Here is a 14,815-nt window from a genome sequence, read left to right as displayed (position 1 = left end):
AGGGTCACACCGGGGGCGTCTGCCGGTGCACCTCCGCCAGGGCGGTGGCCTCGTCGAACGTGAGGCCGCCGCCCTCCTCGTACGCCCGCGTGTACGCCGCCCGGCCGAGGCCGGCCCGGGCGGCCTCCTCGGCCTCGGCCAGGGAGCGGCGCTCGATCATGGTCGGCACGTAGCCGGACGGCAGCAGCGACGCCTGGAAGCCCAGCAGCCGGGCGGCGTCCGCGTACGCCCCGGACCCGGCCCCGCCCGTGGCGGCGAGCCCGCCCAGGGCGCGGGCGATCGCCGTCAGATGGGCCGAGGGCATCTGCGGGGCGATCATCATCGACAGCCGTTCCCGCGAACACCTCAGCGCCGTCAGCGCGTTGCCCAGGGCGGAGGCGTACCCGCCCTCCAGGTTGTCCAGCCAGGCCAGCATCCCGTAGACGAACCCGTCGAAGACGGCGACATCGCCGAAGGTGAGGTTCGCGCTGATCATGTCGACCTGTTCGCGGGCCTCCGCCGCCCGGCCCTGCGCGCCGAGGACGAAGGCCAGATGCATCCGGGCGATCGCCGCGGACTCGGGGTTGGTGGGACTGTCCCCTTCGCACACCTCCCGCAGCACGGCCTCGGCCTCCGGCAGCCGGCCCAGCTCGGCGAGCGGCCCGGCGTACCGGGCGCGCAACAGGGCCACCTGGGAGCTGGCGCCGATCTTCCGCGCGTACTCCACGGCGGCGGCGTAGTCGTCCAGGGCCTCGGGGAAGTGACCGGTCCGCTCGTTGGCCTCGCCCCGGGACGCCAGCGCCTCGGCCGTGCCCCAGTCGTCGTCGAGCCGGGTGAAGATCTCCAGGCTTTCCTCGGCGTCGGCGCGCGCCAGGGCCGCGTGGCCGGAGTGACCGGCCAGGAAGTTGGCGCGCATCTGGAGCGCGGCGGCCAGCTCCCACTCGTAGCCGTAGGCGCGGGAGGCCCGGACCGTCTCGTCGAGCGCCTCGCGCGTCCGGTCCATGTCCCCGGTGAACATGATCGCGTACATCCAGAACGTCCCGGGCACACGGCAGGTCTGCGGCTGCCCCGGCCGGTAGGCGTCGGCGATGATCCGCAGCCGCTCCTGGCCCGCGGTGTCCGACCACGCGGAGATCGCGTCGTCCACGCTGGCCACCCGGATCAGCGCGGCCCCGCGCCGCGCCTCCGCCAGCTGCTCGTCGTCCATCGGCGGCGGCCGGTCGACGGCCGGCTCCGGCAGCGAGGGGGCCCGGACCCCGGGCCGGGCGAACGGGTCGGGGCCGAGCGAGGAGGCGGCCTCGGCCCACTGGCGGGCGTCCGAGCGCAGGTCGCGCAGCATCCAGTACCAGGAGAGCGAGAGCACCAGGCAGAGCGCCTCGTGCTCGTCCCGGGAGGCGACGGCGTGGCGGAGCGCGGAGCGCAGGTTCTCGTACTCGCGGCGGATGACGGCGATGGCCGCGCGCTGCCCCGTCCCGCGCATCGCCGGACCGCTCGTGCGGGCCAGCTCCCGGTAGTGGACGAGGTGGCGCCGCTCGACGGCGTCCCGCTCCCCCGCCTCCGCCAGCCGCTCGGCCGCGTACTCCCCGACGGTCTCCAGCAGCCGGTAGCGCATCTCCGCGTCCTCGCCGGGCGCGGCGACGACCAGGGACTTGTCCACCAGGGAGCCGAGCAGGGCGGCCACGTCGAGGGAGTCGACGGCGACCCCGTCGGCCGGGGCGGGCAGGGCGCAGACCTCTTCGGCGGCGGCGAGGGAGCAGCCGCCCGCGAAGACGGCGAGGCGGCGCAGGACGGCCCGTTCGGCCCCGTCCAGCAGCTCCCAGGACCAGTCGACGACCGCGCGCAGGGTCTGCTGGCGGGGCAGCAGGGTCCGGCTGCCGTTGGTGAGGAGGCGGAAACGGTCGTCCAGCCGGTCCGCGATCTGGCGCGGGGTGAGCATCCGCAGCCGGGCGGCGGCCAGTTCGATGGCGAGCGGCAGCCCGTCGAGCCGGCGGCAGATCTCGGCGCAGGCGGCAGCGGTCGCCTCGTCGGCGTCGGTCCGGAAGCCGGGCCGGGCGGCCGCCCCGCGCTCGGCGAGGAGGCGCAGCGCCATCGGGTCGGGCAGCGGTTCGACGGGACGCACGAACTCGCCCGGTACGCCGAGGGGTTCGCGGCTGGTCGCGAGGACGGTGAGCTGCGGGCAGTGGGCGAGGAGGTGGTCGGTGAGGGCGGCGGCCGCCTCGACGACGTGTTCGCAGTTGTCCAGCAGGAGGAGCATGCGGCGCCGGGAGCAGTACTCGGTGAGCCGTACGAGAGGGTCGCCGGTGCTGTGTTCGGACAGGGCCCGCAACTCCTCGGCGCCCGCCCCGCGGAGCACGGTCTCGCGGGCGCCGAGCGCGCCGAGTACGGCCTCGGGCACGGCGTCCGGGTCGTCCACGGGGGCCAGCTCCACCAGCCAGACCCCGTCGGGCCAGTCCCCCGCGACGGTCTCCGCCGTCTCCTGGGACAGCCGCGTCTTGCCCGCCCCGCCGGGGCCCAGCAGGGTGACGAGCCGGGTACGGGTGAGGTCCTCGCGCAGGGCGGCCATGTCCGGGTCCCGCCCGACGAAACTGGTGAGCCGGGCGCGGAGGTTTCCGGGGGCGGGCGGGGGCGGGGCCGAGGTAGGAATCGGAGTCGGAGGGCTTGCGGGGGTGGTCGCGGCAACGGGCGTGTCGGAGGCCGGGGCGGGTGGCGTGTCGGAGGCGGGGGTGGGTGGCGTGTCGACGGTCGCGGCGGGCCCGAGCGCCTGGCCGCGAACGCTTCCGGACGCGGCGGATGGGGCAGATGCGTCGGACGCGGCCCCAGGCCCAGGTTCGGGCGCCTCGCGGCGGGGGCCTCCGTACGCGGCCGGGGCGGGACCGGGTTCCTGGTGGAGGAGCTCTCCGTACAGACCGCGCAGTTCGGGGCCCGGGTCGGTGCCCAGGCGTTCGGAGAGTACGGTGCGGACCTCCTCGTACGCCGCCAGCGCCTCGGCCGTGCGTCCCGCGTCCCGCAGGGCCCTGATGCGCAGGGCCTGGAGCGGTTCGTCGAGCGGGTAGGCGGCGCAGAGGGCGGCCAGCTCCCACAGAGCGTCGTCCGCCCGCCCGAGGAGCCGCATCGCCTCCAGGCGGGCCCGCCGGGCACCGAGCCTGCGGGACTCCTGCCGGGTGGCGGGCGCCGCGCGGTCGGGCAGGTCGGCGAGGGGCGGACCGGCCCAGAGGGCGAGCGCCTCGTCCAGGAGGGTGAGGGCCTTGCCCGCGTCGCCCTGCTCCAGGGCCCGGCTCCCCTCCCCCGCCAGCCGCTCGAACCGGTGCAGGTCCACCGCGTCCGCCCCGGCGGCCAGCCGGTAGCCGCCCTCCACCGACTCGACGGCGCTCCGGCCCAGGGCCCGCCTCAGCCGCCCGACCAGGGCCTGGAGCGCGCCGGGCGCGTCGGCCGGCGGGTCGCCGTCCCACACCTCGTCCACGAGGACCCCCACCGGGACGGTCCGGCCGGGGTGCAGTGCGAGGACGGTGAGCAGCGCGCGCAGCCGCGCCCCGCCGAGGGGGACGGCCGTACCGTCGTCGCGGAGTGCCCGGGTGGTGCCGAGGATGCAGTAGCGCACGGGCCCATTGTCCGCGACGGGCACGGTCACGGTGTTGACCGGGTGGAACTCCCGGCCGGGTCGTCGTCGTTCCCGCCGTGACGGCGTACGGGTCGGCCTACGTACGATGTCGCCGCCGTTCCCCCCAGCCCCAGGAGTCGTGTGCCGATGACCACCACCGCAGCCACCCGCGGCGACCGGAGGATCAGCCCGGTCTTCCTCGGGATCGCCGCCGTCACCGCAGTGGCGGGCTGGGCCGTGTGGACGGGGTTCGCCGGGGCCACCGGTTTCGCCGTCTTCCTCTTCGTCACCGGGGCCTGGATCGTCTCGCTCTGCCTGCACGAGTACGCCCACGCCCGCAGCGCCCTGCACAGCGGGGACCTCTCGGTGGGGGCGAAGGGCTATCTGACGCTCAACCCGCTGAAGTACACGCACGCGCTGCTCAGCATCGTGCTGCCGGTCCTCTTCGTGGTCATGGGCGGGATCGGGCTGCCCGGCGGGGCGGTCTTCATCGAGCGGGCCCGCATCCACGGCCGCTGGAAGCACAGCCTGATCTCGGCGGCGGGCCCGCTGACGAACGTGGCGTTCGCGATCGTCTGCACGGCCCCCTTCTGGCTGGACGCGCTCGACGGGGTGCCGCTCGCCTTCCAGTACGCGCTGGCGTTCCTGGCGATGCTCCAGGTGACGGCGGCGATCCTGAATTCCCTGCCGATCCCGGGGCTCGACGGCTACGGGGTGATCGAGCCCTGGCTGTCGTACAGGATCCGGCGCCAGGTGGAGCCGTTCGCGCCGTTCGGGCTCATCGCCGTGTTCGCGATCCTGTGGATCCCCGGGGTGAACATCGCCTTCTTCAACGGGATCGACGCGCTCCTGGGCGTGCTGGGCGTCGACGACGTACAGCGGTACTGCGGTTACGACCTCTACCGCTTCTGGCGGGCGTTCTTCGGCGAGCAGAACCCGGGCTGCGCGGTGGGGTGAGCCCGGGAACCGCTCCCTCTACTGCTGCTGCCTACTGCTGCTGCGCGGCCGCGACCGGCCCCGCCGTACGGGCCTCGCGCTGCCGCTTCCCGCGCAGGGCGGCGGCGAGGATCGCCACGGCCACCCCGCCGAACGCCCAGGCGCCGAGGATCCACAGGGCGCCGGCGGTGGCGTTGCCGTCGAAGTAGACGGTGTTGCGCACCACGGTCGTCCCGGCCCCCGGCGGCAGGGCCTGGCCGATCGCGGCCCAGAACGGGGGCAGCAGCGAGGACGGGTAGACCCCGCCGGAGCTGGGGTTACCCAGCACCGTGAAGATCAGGATGGTCAGGCCGAGGCCGACCGTGCCCGCCACCGACTGGAGGGCGACCCCCACCGCACCGGAGGCGAACACCACCAGGGTCCCGATCCCGACCAGCTCCCAGAAGGCGCCCGGCAGGCAGTCCAGCACCGGGCCCACGATGAGCGCGCCGCCGATGCCCGAGACGAAGCCGTACGGGAGCATCGCGGCGAGCCGGACCAGGGTGCGGCGCAGGGTGGGCTTCTTGGAGCCGGCCGCCATGTTCAGGGCCGAGGCGGCGAGGTAGCCGCCGATGGTCCAGCTGAGGACGAGGTAGAAGGACGACAGGCCCCGTGAGTCACCGGCCGAGGGGGCGCGGAGGTCGCGGACGACGATCGTGCGCTGCTCGGCGCGGGCGACCTCCTGAAGGATCTCCGTGGCCGCCGTGGTCGCCGACGGGCCGCCCGCCGAGGCGACGAGCAGGGTGTCGGTGCGGCTCGCCGGGTCCACGACGAGGGCGGCGTCGGTGCGCCGGTCCAGCAGCCGCGCCCGTGCCTCGGCGCGGTTCGCGACCGGGGTGACCTGGAGGGGGTCACCGGGGAGTGCGTCGAGCCGGGCCACCAGGTCCTGCTGGACGGCGGGCGGGGCGACCAGCGTGATCGGGACCTTGTGCGGCTTGGGCGCGTGGAAGGCGCCCATGTAGGAGAGCGCGAAGCCCAGTTGCAGCAGGAGCACCCCGAGCATGACGAGCGCGGACCGGGTGGAGACGGCGTCGCGCACCTCCCCCAGGAAGCCCCGGCCTCCGTCGCCCGTCGCCCGTACGGTCGATCCGCTCCCGGCCCCGTATCCGTCGTCCCTCGCGTCTGCCACGCGGTCCTCCCTCGTCGTCCGCGCCACGACCGTGGCGAGGCCGTCACATGGTCGGCCCCGGGCGGCGCCGGGTCTCCGGGACGCGCCCGTGAGGGTGGTCCCTCGACCCGAACGGCGGAGGGAAGGGAGTAAGGAGTACGGCTGGGAGGGTCAGCCCGCGTCGGCGGAGGACTCCATGCGCTGCTTGCGGACGTAGTACCAGGCCATGTTCGACGAGAGCCCCGCGATCAGCACCCAGACGATCCCGAGCAGGCTGCCCTGGACGAAGGCGACCACGGCCGCCACCACGGCGAGGACGCAGACGGCGAGGGCGTAGAGAGCGAGGCGGGGCATGGGGGTGGGCTCCTGTCGGTGAACGGTCGGGAGGGTCAGGATTCGGGAGGACCGGGAGGACCGGGAGGGCCAGGAACGTCGTGGTCCCGGGCCGACCCGACCCGTCCCGTCCAGTGTCCCCCATGCCCCGTTGTGCCCCGCCCCGGGTTCCGGGGTGCTCAGACGTCGGTGGTACGGAGTCCGGCGTGGGCCTTGTAGCGGCGGTTGACCGAGATCAGGTTCGCGACCAGGGACTCGACCTGGTGGGCGTTGCGCAGCCGCCCGGCGAAGATGCCGCGCATCCCGGGGATGCGGCCCGCCAGCGCCTGCACGATGTCCGTGTCGGCCCGCGCCTCGCCCAGGACCAGGACGTCGGTGTCGATCTCCTCGATCGACTCGTCCTGCAGCAGGACCGCCGAGAGGTGGTGGAAGGCGGCGGTGACCCGGGAGTCCGGCAGCAGGGCGGCGGCCTGCTCGGCGGCGCTGCCCTCCTCCGGCTTGAGGGCGTAGGCGCCCTTCTTGTCGAAGCCGAGCGGGTTGACGCAGTCGATGACGAGCTTGCCCGCCAGCTCCTCGCGCAGGGACTCCAGGGTCTTGGCGTGGCCGTCCCACGGCACGGCGACGATCACGATGTCGCTGCGCCGGGCGCACTCGGCGTTGTCCGTCCCCTCGATGCCGTGGCCGAGTTCGGCGGCCGCCTCGGCGGCGCGTCCGGCGTCCCGGGAGCCGAGGGTGACCCGCTGTCCGGCGCGGGCGAGCCGGTAGGCGAGGCCACGGCCCTGGGGGCCGGTCCCGCCGAGCACGCCGACGCTCAGGCCGGAGACGTCGGGGAGGTCCCAGGGGTCCTTGGCGGGGGGCTTGGGCGCGCTGCCGCTGCTGTCCTGTGTAGTCATGGGCCGACCCTACTGCCAGGTAGCGAACCGGGGGCGGGTGCGGGGGGCGGTCCGGGGTGACCGGGGGTGGCCGGAGGGGTATGCCGCACCGGGCGGCGGGGGCACCGGGTACGTATGCCGTACCGAGGTGGCCGGGCGGCCCGTGGCCGGGCGGGCGCGCTGCCCCGGACGGCACGGGTGGCCGGATGGGTTCGCCCGCCCGGGCCGCTCGGAAAATCGGTTTGCCCGAAGTGGTCCGCTGTACCGATCATGGCCCCTCGTGACCGAAGAAGCACCCCCCGCCCCTCCCCCGGGCCCTCCCGCCGCCGCCCCTCCCCCGTCCCGGCTCCGCGCCCTGCTGCCGGATCTCGCGCCGTGGCGGTCGTCGCGCGACTTCCGGCTGCTGTGGATCCAGGGGCTGATCACGTACTTCGGCAGCTTCATGGCGCTCATCGCGCTGCCGCTCCAGATCAAGCACCTCACCGGCTCGCCGCTCGCGGTCGGGGCGATGGGGGCGGTGGAGCTGGTACCGCTGGTGGTCTTCGGGCTGTACGGCGGGGCGCTCGCGGACTCCGTGGACCGGCGCCGGGTCATCCTGCTCACCGAGGCCGGGCTCGGCGTGCTCGCCGCGATCCTGCTGGTGAACGCGTTGCTGCCGGAGCCGCTGCTGTGGCCGCTGTACGTGGTGGCGGGCGGGGTCGCCGCGCTGGCCGGGCTCCAGCGGCCCGCGCTGGACTCGCTGATGGCCCGGATCGTGCCGCACGCCCAGCAGACGGCGGCGGCCGCCCTGAACTCGCTGCGCTGGCAGATCGGGGCCATCGCGGGCCCGGCGCTGGCCGGTCTGGTGGTGGCGTACGCCGGTCACGGCACGGCGTACGCGGTGACGGTGTGCACGTTCGCCGCCTCCGTCCTGCTCTGTCTGCGGCTCTCCCCCGCACCGCCCGCCCGGGACGCGGCGAAGCCGTCGCTGCGCGGGATCGTGGAGGGGGCCCGGTACGCCTGGAGCCGGCCGGTGCTGCTGGGGACGTACGCGATCGACCTGGCGGCGATGTTCTTCGCCTTCCCGAACACGATCTTCCCGTTCCTGGCGGACGAGCTGGACGCGGAGTGGTCGCTGGGGCTGATGTACGCGGCGGGCTCGGTGGGCTCGCTGGCGCTGGGGCTGACCAGCGGCTGGACGTCCCGGGTGCGGCGGCACGGGCTGTTCGTGGTGTTCGGGGCGGCGGTGTGGGGGCTGGCGATCGCGGCGGCGGGCTGGTTCTCCAGCGTGTGGGTGGTGCTGGTCTGCCTGGCCGTGGCCGGGGCGGGCGACATGCTGAGCGGGCTGGGGCGCTCGACCATCTGGAACCAGACCATCCCGGAGGAGCTGCGCGGGCGGCTGGCGGGCATCGAGGTGCTCTCGTACAGCGTGGGCCCGCAGCTGGGGCAGGTGCGGGCCGGGGCGATGGCGGGGTGGACCGGGACCCGGTCGGCGATCTGGACGGGCGGGGTGGCGTGCGTGGCGTCGGTGGCGCTGCTGACGGCGGCGCTGCCGAAGCTGGTGCGGTACGACTCGGAGACGGACGAGGATGCCGTGCGGAGGCGGGAGGCCCGGGTGGAGGGGTGACCCGGGCCCGGCCGGGTGGCCGGGCTCCCGGGGCTCCGCCCCCGTACCCCGCTCCTCAAGCGCCGGAGGGGCTGAAAGACGTCCTCGATCGCCGGACAGGCTGGGGTTCCCCGGATGGGCCGGAGGGGACGGGCTCAATCGTCGGACGGGCCGGATTTGCCCTTCTCCTCGTCGTGCCACTTGGGGTCCGTGTCCCACTCCAGGTTGCGTTCGCGGGCCGTGTCCATCGCGTGCTGGGCGGCCTCGCGGGAGGTGTAGGGACCGAACCGGTTCTGGGCGGGGCACTCCGGGCCCTCCTCGACCTTCTTGTGCTGGAGGCAGTAGTACCACTCGCCAGGTTTGCCGACCGTGCGCTTCTTGAACAGGGCCATCGACAGCTCCTTTCCTTATCGCCATGGTGCCCCGGGGCCGCTGGTTAGACTCGCTGGCATGTCTGGCCAGTCGCTTCTCGTACCAGGGGAGATCACTCCCGTCCGTTCCGTACCCGGAAACATCCGGCGCCCCGAGTACGTGGGGAAGCCGGCCCCGACGCCGTACACCGGCCCGGAGATCCAGGACGCCGACACCATCGAGCGGATGCGCATCGCCGGGCGCATCGCCGCCCAGGCGATGGAGGAGGCCGCCAAGCACATCGCGCCGGGGGTGACCACGGACGAGCTGGACCGGGTCGCCCACGAGTTCATGATCGACCACGGCGCGTACCCCTCCACCCTCGGCTACCGGGGCTTCCCGAAGTCGCTGTGCAGCTCGCTCAACGAGGTCATCTGCCACGGCATCCCCGACTCCACCGTGCTGCGCGACGGGGACATCGTGAACCTCGACGTCACCGCGTACATCAACGGGGTGCACGGCGACAACAACGCCACCTACCTCTGCGGCGACGTGGACGAGGAGTCCCGGCTGCTCGTCGAGCGCACCCGGGAGTCGCTGAACCGGGCCATCAAGGCGGTCAGGCCGGGGCGGCAGATCAACGTCATCGGCCGGGTCATCGAGTCGTACGCCAAGCGGTTCGGCTACGGCGTCGTGCGCGACTTCACCGGGCACGGGATCAACTCCTCGTTCCACTCCGGCCTGATCATCCCGCACTACGACAGCCCGCACGCCACCACCGTGATGCAGCCCGGCATGACGTTCACCATCGAGCCGATGCTGACGCTGGGCACCCACGAGTACGACATGTGGGAGGACGGCTGGACCGTGGTGACGAAGGACCGGAAGCGGACCGCGCAGTTCGAGCACACGCTCGTCGTCACGGAGACCGGGGCGGAGATCCTCACCCTGCCGTAGTCAGCCCCTGCCGCAATCGGGACAAAATACCCACAAGGGTGCCACCCCCTGCTTTGTCGCGTACTTTTTTACCGACAAGCAGTCGGGAACCAGTTGACTTAGGTAAACCTAAGTAGGAGGATCGGGCGTACCGGCACGCACCGCCGCAACGTCGCGGCGGTCGCTTGCCGATATTTCCGTCTGTTTCTGGACTTCCCGTCCCCCGGCCCCGGAGGCCCGCCTTGGACGCAACCGCCACCGTCACTCCCTTCTCGACGCTCATCCGCACCGCGTCGCACGAGCAGCACACCGAGGCCGAGACCTCGACCTTCATGGGTGACCTGCTCGGCGGGCGGCTGGGCGTCGACGCGTACACGCGCTACACCGAGCAGCTGTGGTTCGTCTACCGGGCACTGGAGGAGGGCGCGGAGGCCCTGCGGAACGACCCGGTCGCGGGCCCCTTCATACAGTCCGAGCTGATGCGCTCCACCGAGCTGGAGCGCGACCTCGCCCACCTGCGCGGGGAGAACTGGCGCGAGGGCCTGGAGCCGCTGCCCGCCACCGCCGCGTACGCCGCCCGGGTCACCGAGTGCGCCCGCACCTGGCCCGCCGGGTACATCGCGCACCACTACACCCGCTACCTCGGCGACCTCTCGGGCGGCCAGATCATCCGCGACAAGGCGGAGAAGACCTGGGGCTTCGAGCGCAAGGGCGACGGCGTGCGGTTCTACGTCTTCGAGGAGATCGGCAACCCCGCCGCCTTCAAGCGGAACTACCGCGAGCTGCTGGACGCGGTGAACGCGGACGACCTGGAGAAGCAGCGGATCATCGAGGAGTGCAAGCGCGCGTTCGCGCTGAACACCGCGGTCTTCCGGGAGCTGGGCGAGGTGTTCCCGCTCAGCGCGTAGCACCGCACCCCTACCGCTCATATGGCTTACGGCCGCCCGTGGTTCAGCCCCGGGCGGCCATCAGGACGCGGCCCCCTACCTCCACCGTGCCGTCCGGCGCGGGAGCTGTGAGGATCTGGGAGCCGCGTCCTTGTGTGATGTTCAGGGCCCGGCCGAGATGCGCGCTCAGCAGCATGGCCGCCGCGCCGGTCGCCTCGTCCTCGACAATGCCATCCCCGCGCCTCGGAAAGGCCCGCGCCCGCACCCGCCCCGCCGCCTCGTCCTCCCAGGCCCAGGCGTAGAGCCAGCCCTCCCCGGGCGGCGGCCCCGGCAGCGCCTCCACCTCTTCCGCCGTCGCGTACTGCTGGAGCGTGCGCGGCGGGGCCCACTCGGGGCGCGCGGTGATCCAGGTGAACTCCCCGTCCTGGCGGGCGAAGACGTCCCCCACGGCCAGCTCCAGGATCTCCAGGTCCAGCAGCCAGGCGGCGCCGACGAGCGGGTGTCCGGCGAACGGCAGCCGCAGCCCGGGGGTGTGGATGTCCACCCGGCCGCGCTCCGGGTCGTCGACGAACACGGTCTCGCTGAAGCCCAGTTGCCGGGCCAACCGCTGCCGGGACGCCTCGTCGGGGTGGCTGCGTCCGTCGCGTACGACACCGAGGGCGTTGCCGTGGCGTCCGTCGGGTCCGCAGAAAACCCGCAGGACGTCGATGCCCCGGGGTACGTCGTAGTGGTTCACGTGCGCATTCAAGCATCACCCGGGGCGGGGCGGGCGTTGAGGGGAGCCCGGGGACGACGGCCGCAGGGCCGTACCGGTCGAGCGTGCTGCTGCCGGTACGGCCCTGCGGCTGGTGCGGGTGCTTCAGGTGGTGCTGGTGGTGCTGGGTGATCAGGCGGTGGCGTCGCCCGCGTTACGGCGGCGGCGCGCCGCGATCATGACACCGGCACCGGCCGCCACGACGAGGCCGGAGGCGCCGATGAGGAGACCGGTCGGGACGTCCGAGCCGGTGGAGGCCAGGGCGCCGGAGCCGCCGACCGAACCGCCCGCGGTGGAACCGCCGGTGGTCGAACCGCCGACCGTGCCGCCGCCGGTGGTGGAGCCGCCGGCGGAACCGCCCGTGGAGCCGGAGCCGCCGGTGGACTCGCCGGCCTCGCAGGCGATGCCGTCACCGTCGCGGTCCAGGTGGGCCGCGTAACCCGGGTCGCCCTTCTTGATGGGCGTCACGCCGGCCGCCTCGGCCTCGGCGCAGTTCTTGTACTCCGTCGAACCGCCCGGAGGCAGCGTCGCGTCCTCGTCGAGGGAGACGGCGGCGGTCAGGGCGTCCAGCTCGTCGCCCTTCTTGTACATGTTGCTGAACGCCTTGGAGCCGTCCTCGGTCAGGGTCGCCGGGATGGCCTTGAGGTTCACGACGCCCTCCTTCGCGACCAGGGCGCCCGCGGGCACCTTCAGGTCGGCGAAGGCCAGGCCGGTGAAGGTGTTGACCTTGCCGGAGGCCATGTCCTTGGTGGAGACGTCGGCGACGAGCTTGCCCGTCGTGCCCTGGACGTCGACCTTCAGGTTGCTGAGGGAGAGGTCCAGCTTGTAGTCGCCCGCGGTCTCGTGGCCGAGGAAGCGCACCTTGCCCTTGAACTGGGCGTTGAGGCTGTTCTTCTCGGCGTCGAGGTGACCCGTCGCCTTGGTGAAGCGGTAGCCCTCGGCGTTGGCGGTGGCGCCGTCGGTCGTCTCGACCTTGCCGTGCGCGCTCGGGCCGACGACGTACGAGCGGAAGCTCTTCTTGACGCCCCAGTCGAGGGTGCCGTCGACGACCGGGCCGCTGGTCGGCTTGGCGGGGGTCTCGGTGGGCGTCGGCTTGGCCGTCTCGGTGGGCGTCGGCTCGACCGTGGGCGTGACCGGCGGGGTCACGGGGGGCGTCACCGGCGGGGTGGGCGGCGGCGTGGTGGGCGGCGTGGTCGGGGTGGCCTGCTTGACCGTCAGGGTGGCGGGGTCGATGACATCGCCCTCCTTGTAGGCGGTGCCGAAGACCTCCGCGCCCTCCTTGGTGAAGGCGGCGGGGATGTCCGCGAACTTCATGCCGGCGGCGCCGTTCGAGGGCGCGACGTCGGTGAGGTCGAGCGTGGCCATCGTCAGGTCGTCGTGCGTGACGGTGGGCTTGCCCGTGGACTTGATGAGGGCGTCGACCGTGATCTTGCCGCTCTCGCCGGTCGTCTGGACCTTGAAGTCGGAGAGCTTGATGTCCAGGACGCCGTTGTGCGCCTCGTAGTGGACGCTGCCCTTGAAACCGGTCGTCACGCTATGGGTGCCGAGGTCGTACTCACCCTGCTCCAGGGGGAACTTGTACGTGCCGTCCTCGTTCTTGGTGGCACCGTCCGCGAGGGTGGCGGTGCCGAAGCGGCCGATCATCGAGCGGAAGGACTCCCGGATACCCCAGTCCAGGGTGCCCGACTCCAGCTGGATCGTCTGCGGGGCCTCGGCCGCGGGCTTGGCGGGGGCGCTGTCCGCGAAGGCCGGGAGGGCGAAGGTGGCACCCAGGGCCGCGGCCGTGGCGACGGCCGCCGCGAGGGCTATGGGGCGGCGAGTTGCAGCCATGTCGGTGGTTCTCCTAATGGAACGGGGGAGGAAGGGAGGCGTGAGGGGCGGGGATGAGGAACCGTAAAGCGCTCATGGGGGGCGTCAGGAGGTCTGGGGGGCGTCGGAGCCCGGGGTGGCGGCGTCGGTGCCGGCGGCCTTGCGGCGGCGCAGCGCGAAGAACGTTCCGGCCGCGGCGAGCAGCAGCACCCCGCCCCCGATCGCGGCGTACGTCCCGGCGCCCGGCCCCGAGCCGGAGGCGGCGGCGACCGGTTCGGCGGAGGCCTCGGCCGAGGGCTTCGCGGTGGGCTCGGCGGCGGCCGTGGGCTCGCTGCCGAGGTCGGGCAGCGGAGGAAGCTGGGCCTTGTCGTCGACGGCGACGGCGAGCGAGACGGGGTCCATCTCGGTGCCCGCCTTGTACATGGAGTTGAACGCCTTGGAGCCGTCCTCGGTGAGGGTGGCGGGCGCCTCGGTCAGGACCGCGAGGCCCTCCTTGGGCGCGAAGTCCTTGGCCTCGAAGGTGATGAGGGGGACGTTCTTGCGGGTCGTTCCCGCGGTCGTGACATCCGCGGAGAGGGTGCCCTCGCCCTTGGCCACGGCGACCTTGACGGCGGAGAACTTCAGGTCGAGGTCGTGGGCGCCGGTGAAGTGGAGGCTGCCGCCGAAGTCGGCGTCGAGCGTCTGCTTCTCCGCGTCGTACGTGCCCTTGCCCTGCGGGAAGCGGAAGAGGGCCCCGCCGTCCTGGGCGCCGTCGGCCAGCGTCCACTTGCCCTGGCCGATGGAGCCGGTGACGTACTCGCGGAAGGTGCGGCGGACGCCCCAGTCGACGGCGGCGTCCTCGAAGCGGCCCGCCTTCTCCTTCTCGGCCTTCTTCTTGGCCTCGTCCTCGGCCTTCTCCTTCTCCTCGTCCTTCATCGCGTCCTCGTCCTTCTTCTCGGACGGGGCGGGCTTCGGCTCGGCCGGGGCCTTGGTGTCGACGGAGAGGCTGATCGGGTCGAGCGGCGTACCGGCGGTGTAGTAGCCGGCGAAGGCGGTGGCGCCCTGGGGGGTCAGCGTCGCGGGGACGTTGCTGAGGGCGATGGGCGTGGAGCCGCCCTTCATGTTGATCCCGCCGAGACCGAGGGTGGCCAGCGGCACCTGGGAGCGGTTGGAGACCTTGCCGGTCCCCCGCTCCTTGCTGACCATGTCGGCGAAGAGCGTGCCGCTGCCGCCGCTGATCCTGATGGTGGGGCGGCTGATGACGAGGTCCAGCTCGTTGGTGCCATCGGCCTTCTTGTGGCCGGTGAAGTGCACGCCGCCGGAGAAGGCCGAGCTGAAGGCGCCGGTCGCCGGGTCGTAGGAGCCGTTGGCGGAGTGGAAGCGGAACTGGCTGCCGCCGACCGTGGCGGCGCCCCCGGTCAGGCTCCAACTGCCCTGGGCGATGGGGCCGGTGACGTAGCTCTGGAAGGAGGACTTGATGCCCCAGTCGAGCCGTCCGCCCTGCACCGTGCGGCTGGCCGCTTGCGCGGTGGTGGCGGGGAGCATCGCTCCCAGCAGCACCGCGAGGAGCGCGACGGCGAGCGCGCGGGCGGATCTGGACGGCAGCATGAGGGACCCCTCCGAGGGCTAGATATGAAGGTAAGGCTAAC

Annotated in this window: 12 protein-coding genes; 4 read left to right on the top strand and 8 right to left on the bottom strand. The window is 73.2% G+C overall.

Features of this window, described 5'->3' with window-relative positions:
• Positions 1-4: 4 nt before the first annotated feature.
• On the bottom strand, positions 5-3,577 hold the full coding sequence (locus DJ476_RS25735) for an AfsR/SARP family transcriptional regulator (protein WP_112491677.1): 3,573 nt from the start codon (positions 3,575-3,577) through the stop codon (positions 5-7).
• 147 nt (positions 3,578-3,724) lie between these two features.
• Here DJ476_RS25735 and DJ476_RS25730 point away from each other — a divergent pair, with 147 nt between their 5' ends.
• Positions 3,725-4,534 carry a site-2 protease family protein gene (locus DJ476_RS25730; RefSeq protein WP_103416284.1) on the top strand — a complete coding sequence of 270 codons (810 nt, stop codon included), beginning with the start codon at positions 3,725-3,727 and terminating at the stop codon, positions 4,532-4,534.
• A 31-nt stretch (positions 4,535-4,565) separates the two neighbouring features.
• On the opposite strand, the gene DJ476_RS25725 is transcribed toward DJ476_RS25730, so the two are convergent.
• From DJ476_RS25725 to npdG, 3 genes are all read right to left on the bottom strand, one after another.
• Positions 4,566-5,681, bottom strand: coding sequence for an ABC transporter permease (locus DJ476_RS25725; protein WP_241565408.1), 1,116 nt, complete (start codon positions 5,679-5,681; stop codon positions 4,566-4,568).
• Between the two features lie 150 nt (positions 5,682-5,831).
• Positions 5,832-6,014 carry a hypothetical protein gene (locus tag DJ476_RS25720; RefSeq protein WP_018486807.1) on the bottom strand — a complete coding sequence of 61 codons (183 nt, stop codon included), beginning with the start codon at positions 6,012-6,014 and terminating at the stop codon, positions 5,832-5,834.
• A 158-nt stretch (positions 6,015-6,172) separates the two neighbouring features.
• Complete coding sequence (gene npdG / locus DJ476_RS25715; protein ID WP_103416285.1) at positions 6,173-6,886, bottom strand: NADPH-dependent F420 reductase; 714 nt, start codon at positions 6,884-6,886, stop codon at positions 6,173-6,175.
• A 259-nt stretch (positions 6,887-7,145) separates the two neighbouring features.
• Here npdG and DJ476_RS25710 point away from each other — a divergent pair, with 259 nt between their 5' ends.
• A complete protein-coding gene (locus DJ476_RS25710) occupies positions 7,146-8,471 on the top strand; it encodes an MFS transporter (protein ID WP_372456269.1) in 1,326 nt (441 codons plus the stop codon).
• Between the two features lie 134 nt (positions 8,472-8,605).
• Here the strand turns inward: DJ476_RS25710 and DJ476_RS25705 are convergent, their stop codons facing one another.
• Positions 8,606-8,842 carry a hypothetical protein gene (locus tag DJ476_RS25705; RefSeq protein ID WP_103416286.1) on the bottom strand — a complete coding sequence of 79 codons (237 nt, stop codon included), beginning with the start codon at positions 8,840-8,842 and terminating at the stop codon, positions 8,606-8,608.
• A gap of 58 nt (positions 8,843-8,900) precedes the next feature.
• Here DJ476_RS25705 and map point away from each other — a divergent pair, with 58 nt between their 5' ends.
• On the top strand, positions 8,901-9,758 hold the full coding sequence (map, locus tag DJ476_RS25700) for a type I methionyl aminopeptidase (protein WP_028415493.1): 858 nt from the start codon (positions 8,901-8,903) through the stop codon (positions 9,756-9,758).
• A gap of 221 nt (positions 9,759-9,979) precedes the next feature.
• On the top strand, positions 9,980-10,645 hold the full coding sequence (locus DJ476_RS25695) for a biliverdin-producing heme oxygenase (protein ID WP_019764495.1): 666 nt from the start codon (positions 9,980-9,982) through the stop codon (positions 10,643-10,645).
• 43 nt (positions 10,646-10,688) lie between these two features.
• Here the strand turns inward: DJ476_RS25695 and DJ476_RS25690 are convergent, their stop codons facing one another.
• The 3 genes from DJ476_RS25690 to DJ476_RS25680 all read right to left on the bottom strand — a co-directional run bounded on the left by DJ476_RS25690 (position 10,689) and on the right by DJ476_RS25680 (position 14,774).
• Positions 10,689-11,360: a PhzF family phenazine biosynthesis protein gene (locus tag DJ476_RS25690; RefSeq protein ID WP_070203320.1), complete on the bottom strand. Its 672-nt coding sequence runs from the start codon at positions 11,358-11,360 to the stop codon at positions 10,689-10,691.
• 150 nt (positions 11,361-11,510) lie between these two features.
• Positions 11,511-13,208: an HtaA domain-containing protein gene (locus DJ476_RS25685; RefSeq protein WP_112491676.1), complete on the bottom strand. Its 1,698-nt coding sequence runs from the start codon at positions 13,206-13,208 to the stop codon at positions 11,511-11,513.
• A gap of 84 nt (positions 13,209-13,292) precedes the next feature.
• Positions 13,293-14,774, bottom strand: coding sequence for an HtaA domain-containing protein (locus DJ476_RS25680; RefSeq protein WP_112491675.1), 1,482 nt, complete (start codon positions 14,772-14,774; stop codon positions 13,293-13,295).
• Positions 14,775-14,815 lie beyond the last annotated feature (41 nt).

Source organism: Streptomyces bacillaris (genome assembly GCF_003268675.1).
Lineage (GTDB): Bacteria > Actinomycetota > Actinomycetes > Streptomycetales > Streptomycetaceae > Streptomyces > Streptomyces bacillaris.
Note: the sequence above shows the minus strand (reverse complement) of the source record. Positions and strands in the feature narration are given on the sequence as shown.

Coding starts and splice junctions, on each gene's coding strand:
- DJ476_RS25730 (WP_103416284.1), top strand. CDS start 3,725: ATGACCACCACCGCAGCCACCCGCGGCGACCGGAGGATCAGCCCGGTC.
- DJ476_RS25720 (WP_018486807.1), bottom strand. CDS start 6,014: ATGCCCCGCCTCGCTCTCTACGCCCTCGCCGTCTGCGTCCTCGCCGTG.
- npdG (WP_103416285.1), bottom strand. CDS start 6,886: ATGACTACACAGGACAGCAGCGGCAGCGCGCCCAAGCCCCCCGCCAAG.
- DJ476_RS25705 (WP_103416286.1), bottom strand. CDS start 8,842: ATGGCCCTGTTCAAGAAGCGCACGGTCGGCAAACCTGGCGAGTGGTAC.
- map (WP_028415493.1), top strand. CDS start 8,901: ATGTCTGGCCAGTCGCTTCTCGTACCAGGGGAGATCACTCCCGTCCGT.
- DJ476_RS25685 (WP_112491676.1), bottom strand. CDS start 13,208: ATGGCTGCAACTCGCCGCCCCATAGCCCTCGCGGCGGCCGTCGCCACG.
- DJ476_RS25680 (WP_112491675.1), bottom strand. CDS start 14,774: ATGCTGCCGTCCAGATCCGCCCGCGCGCTCGCCGTCGCGCTCCTCGCG.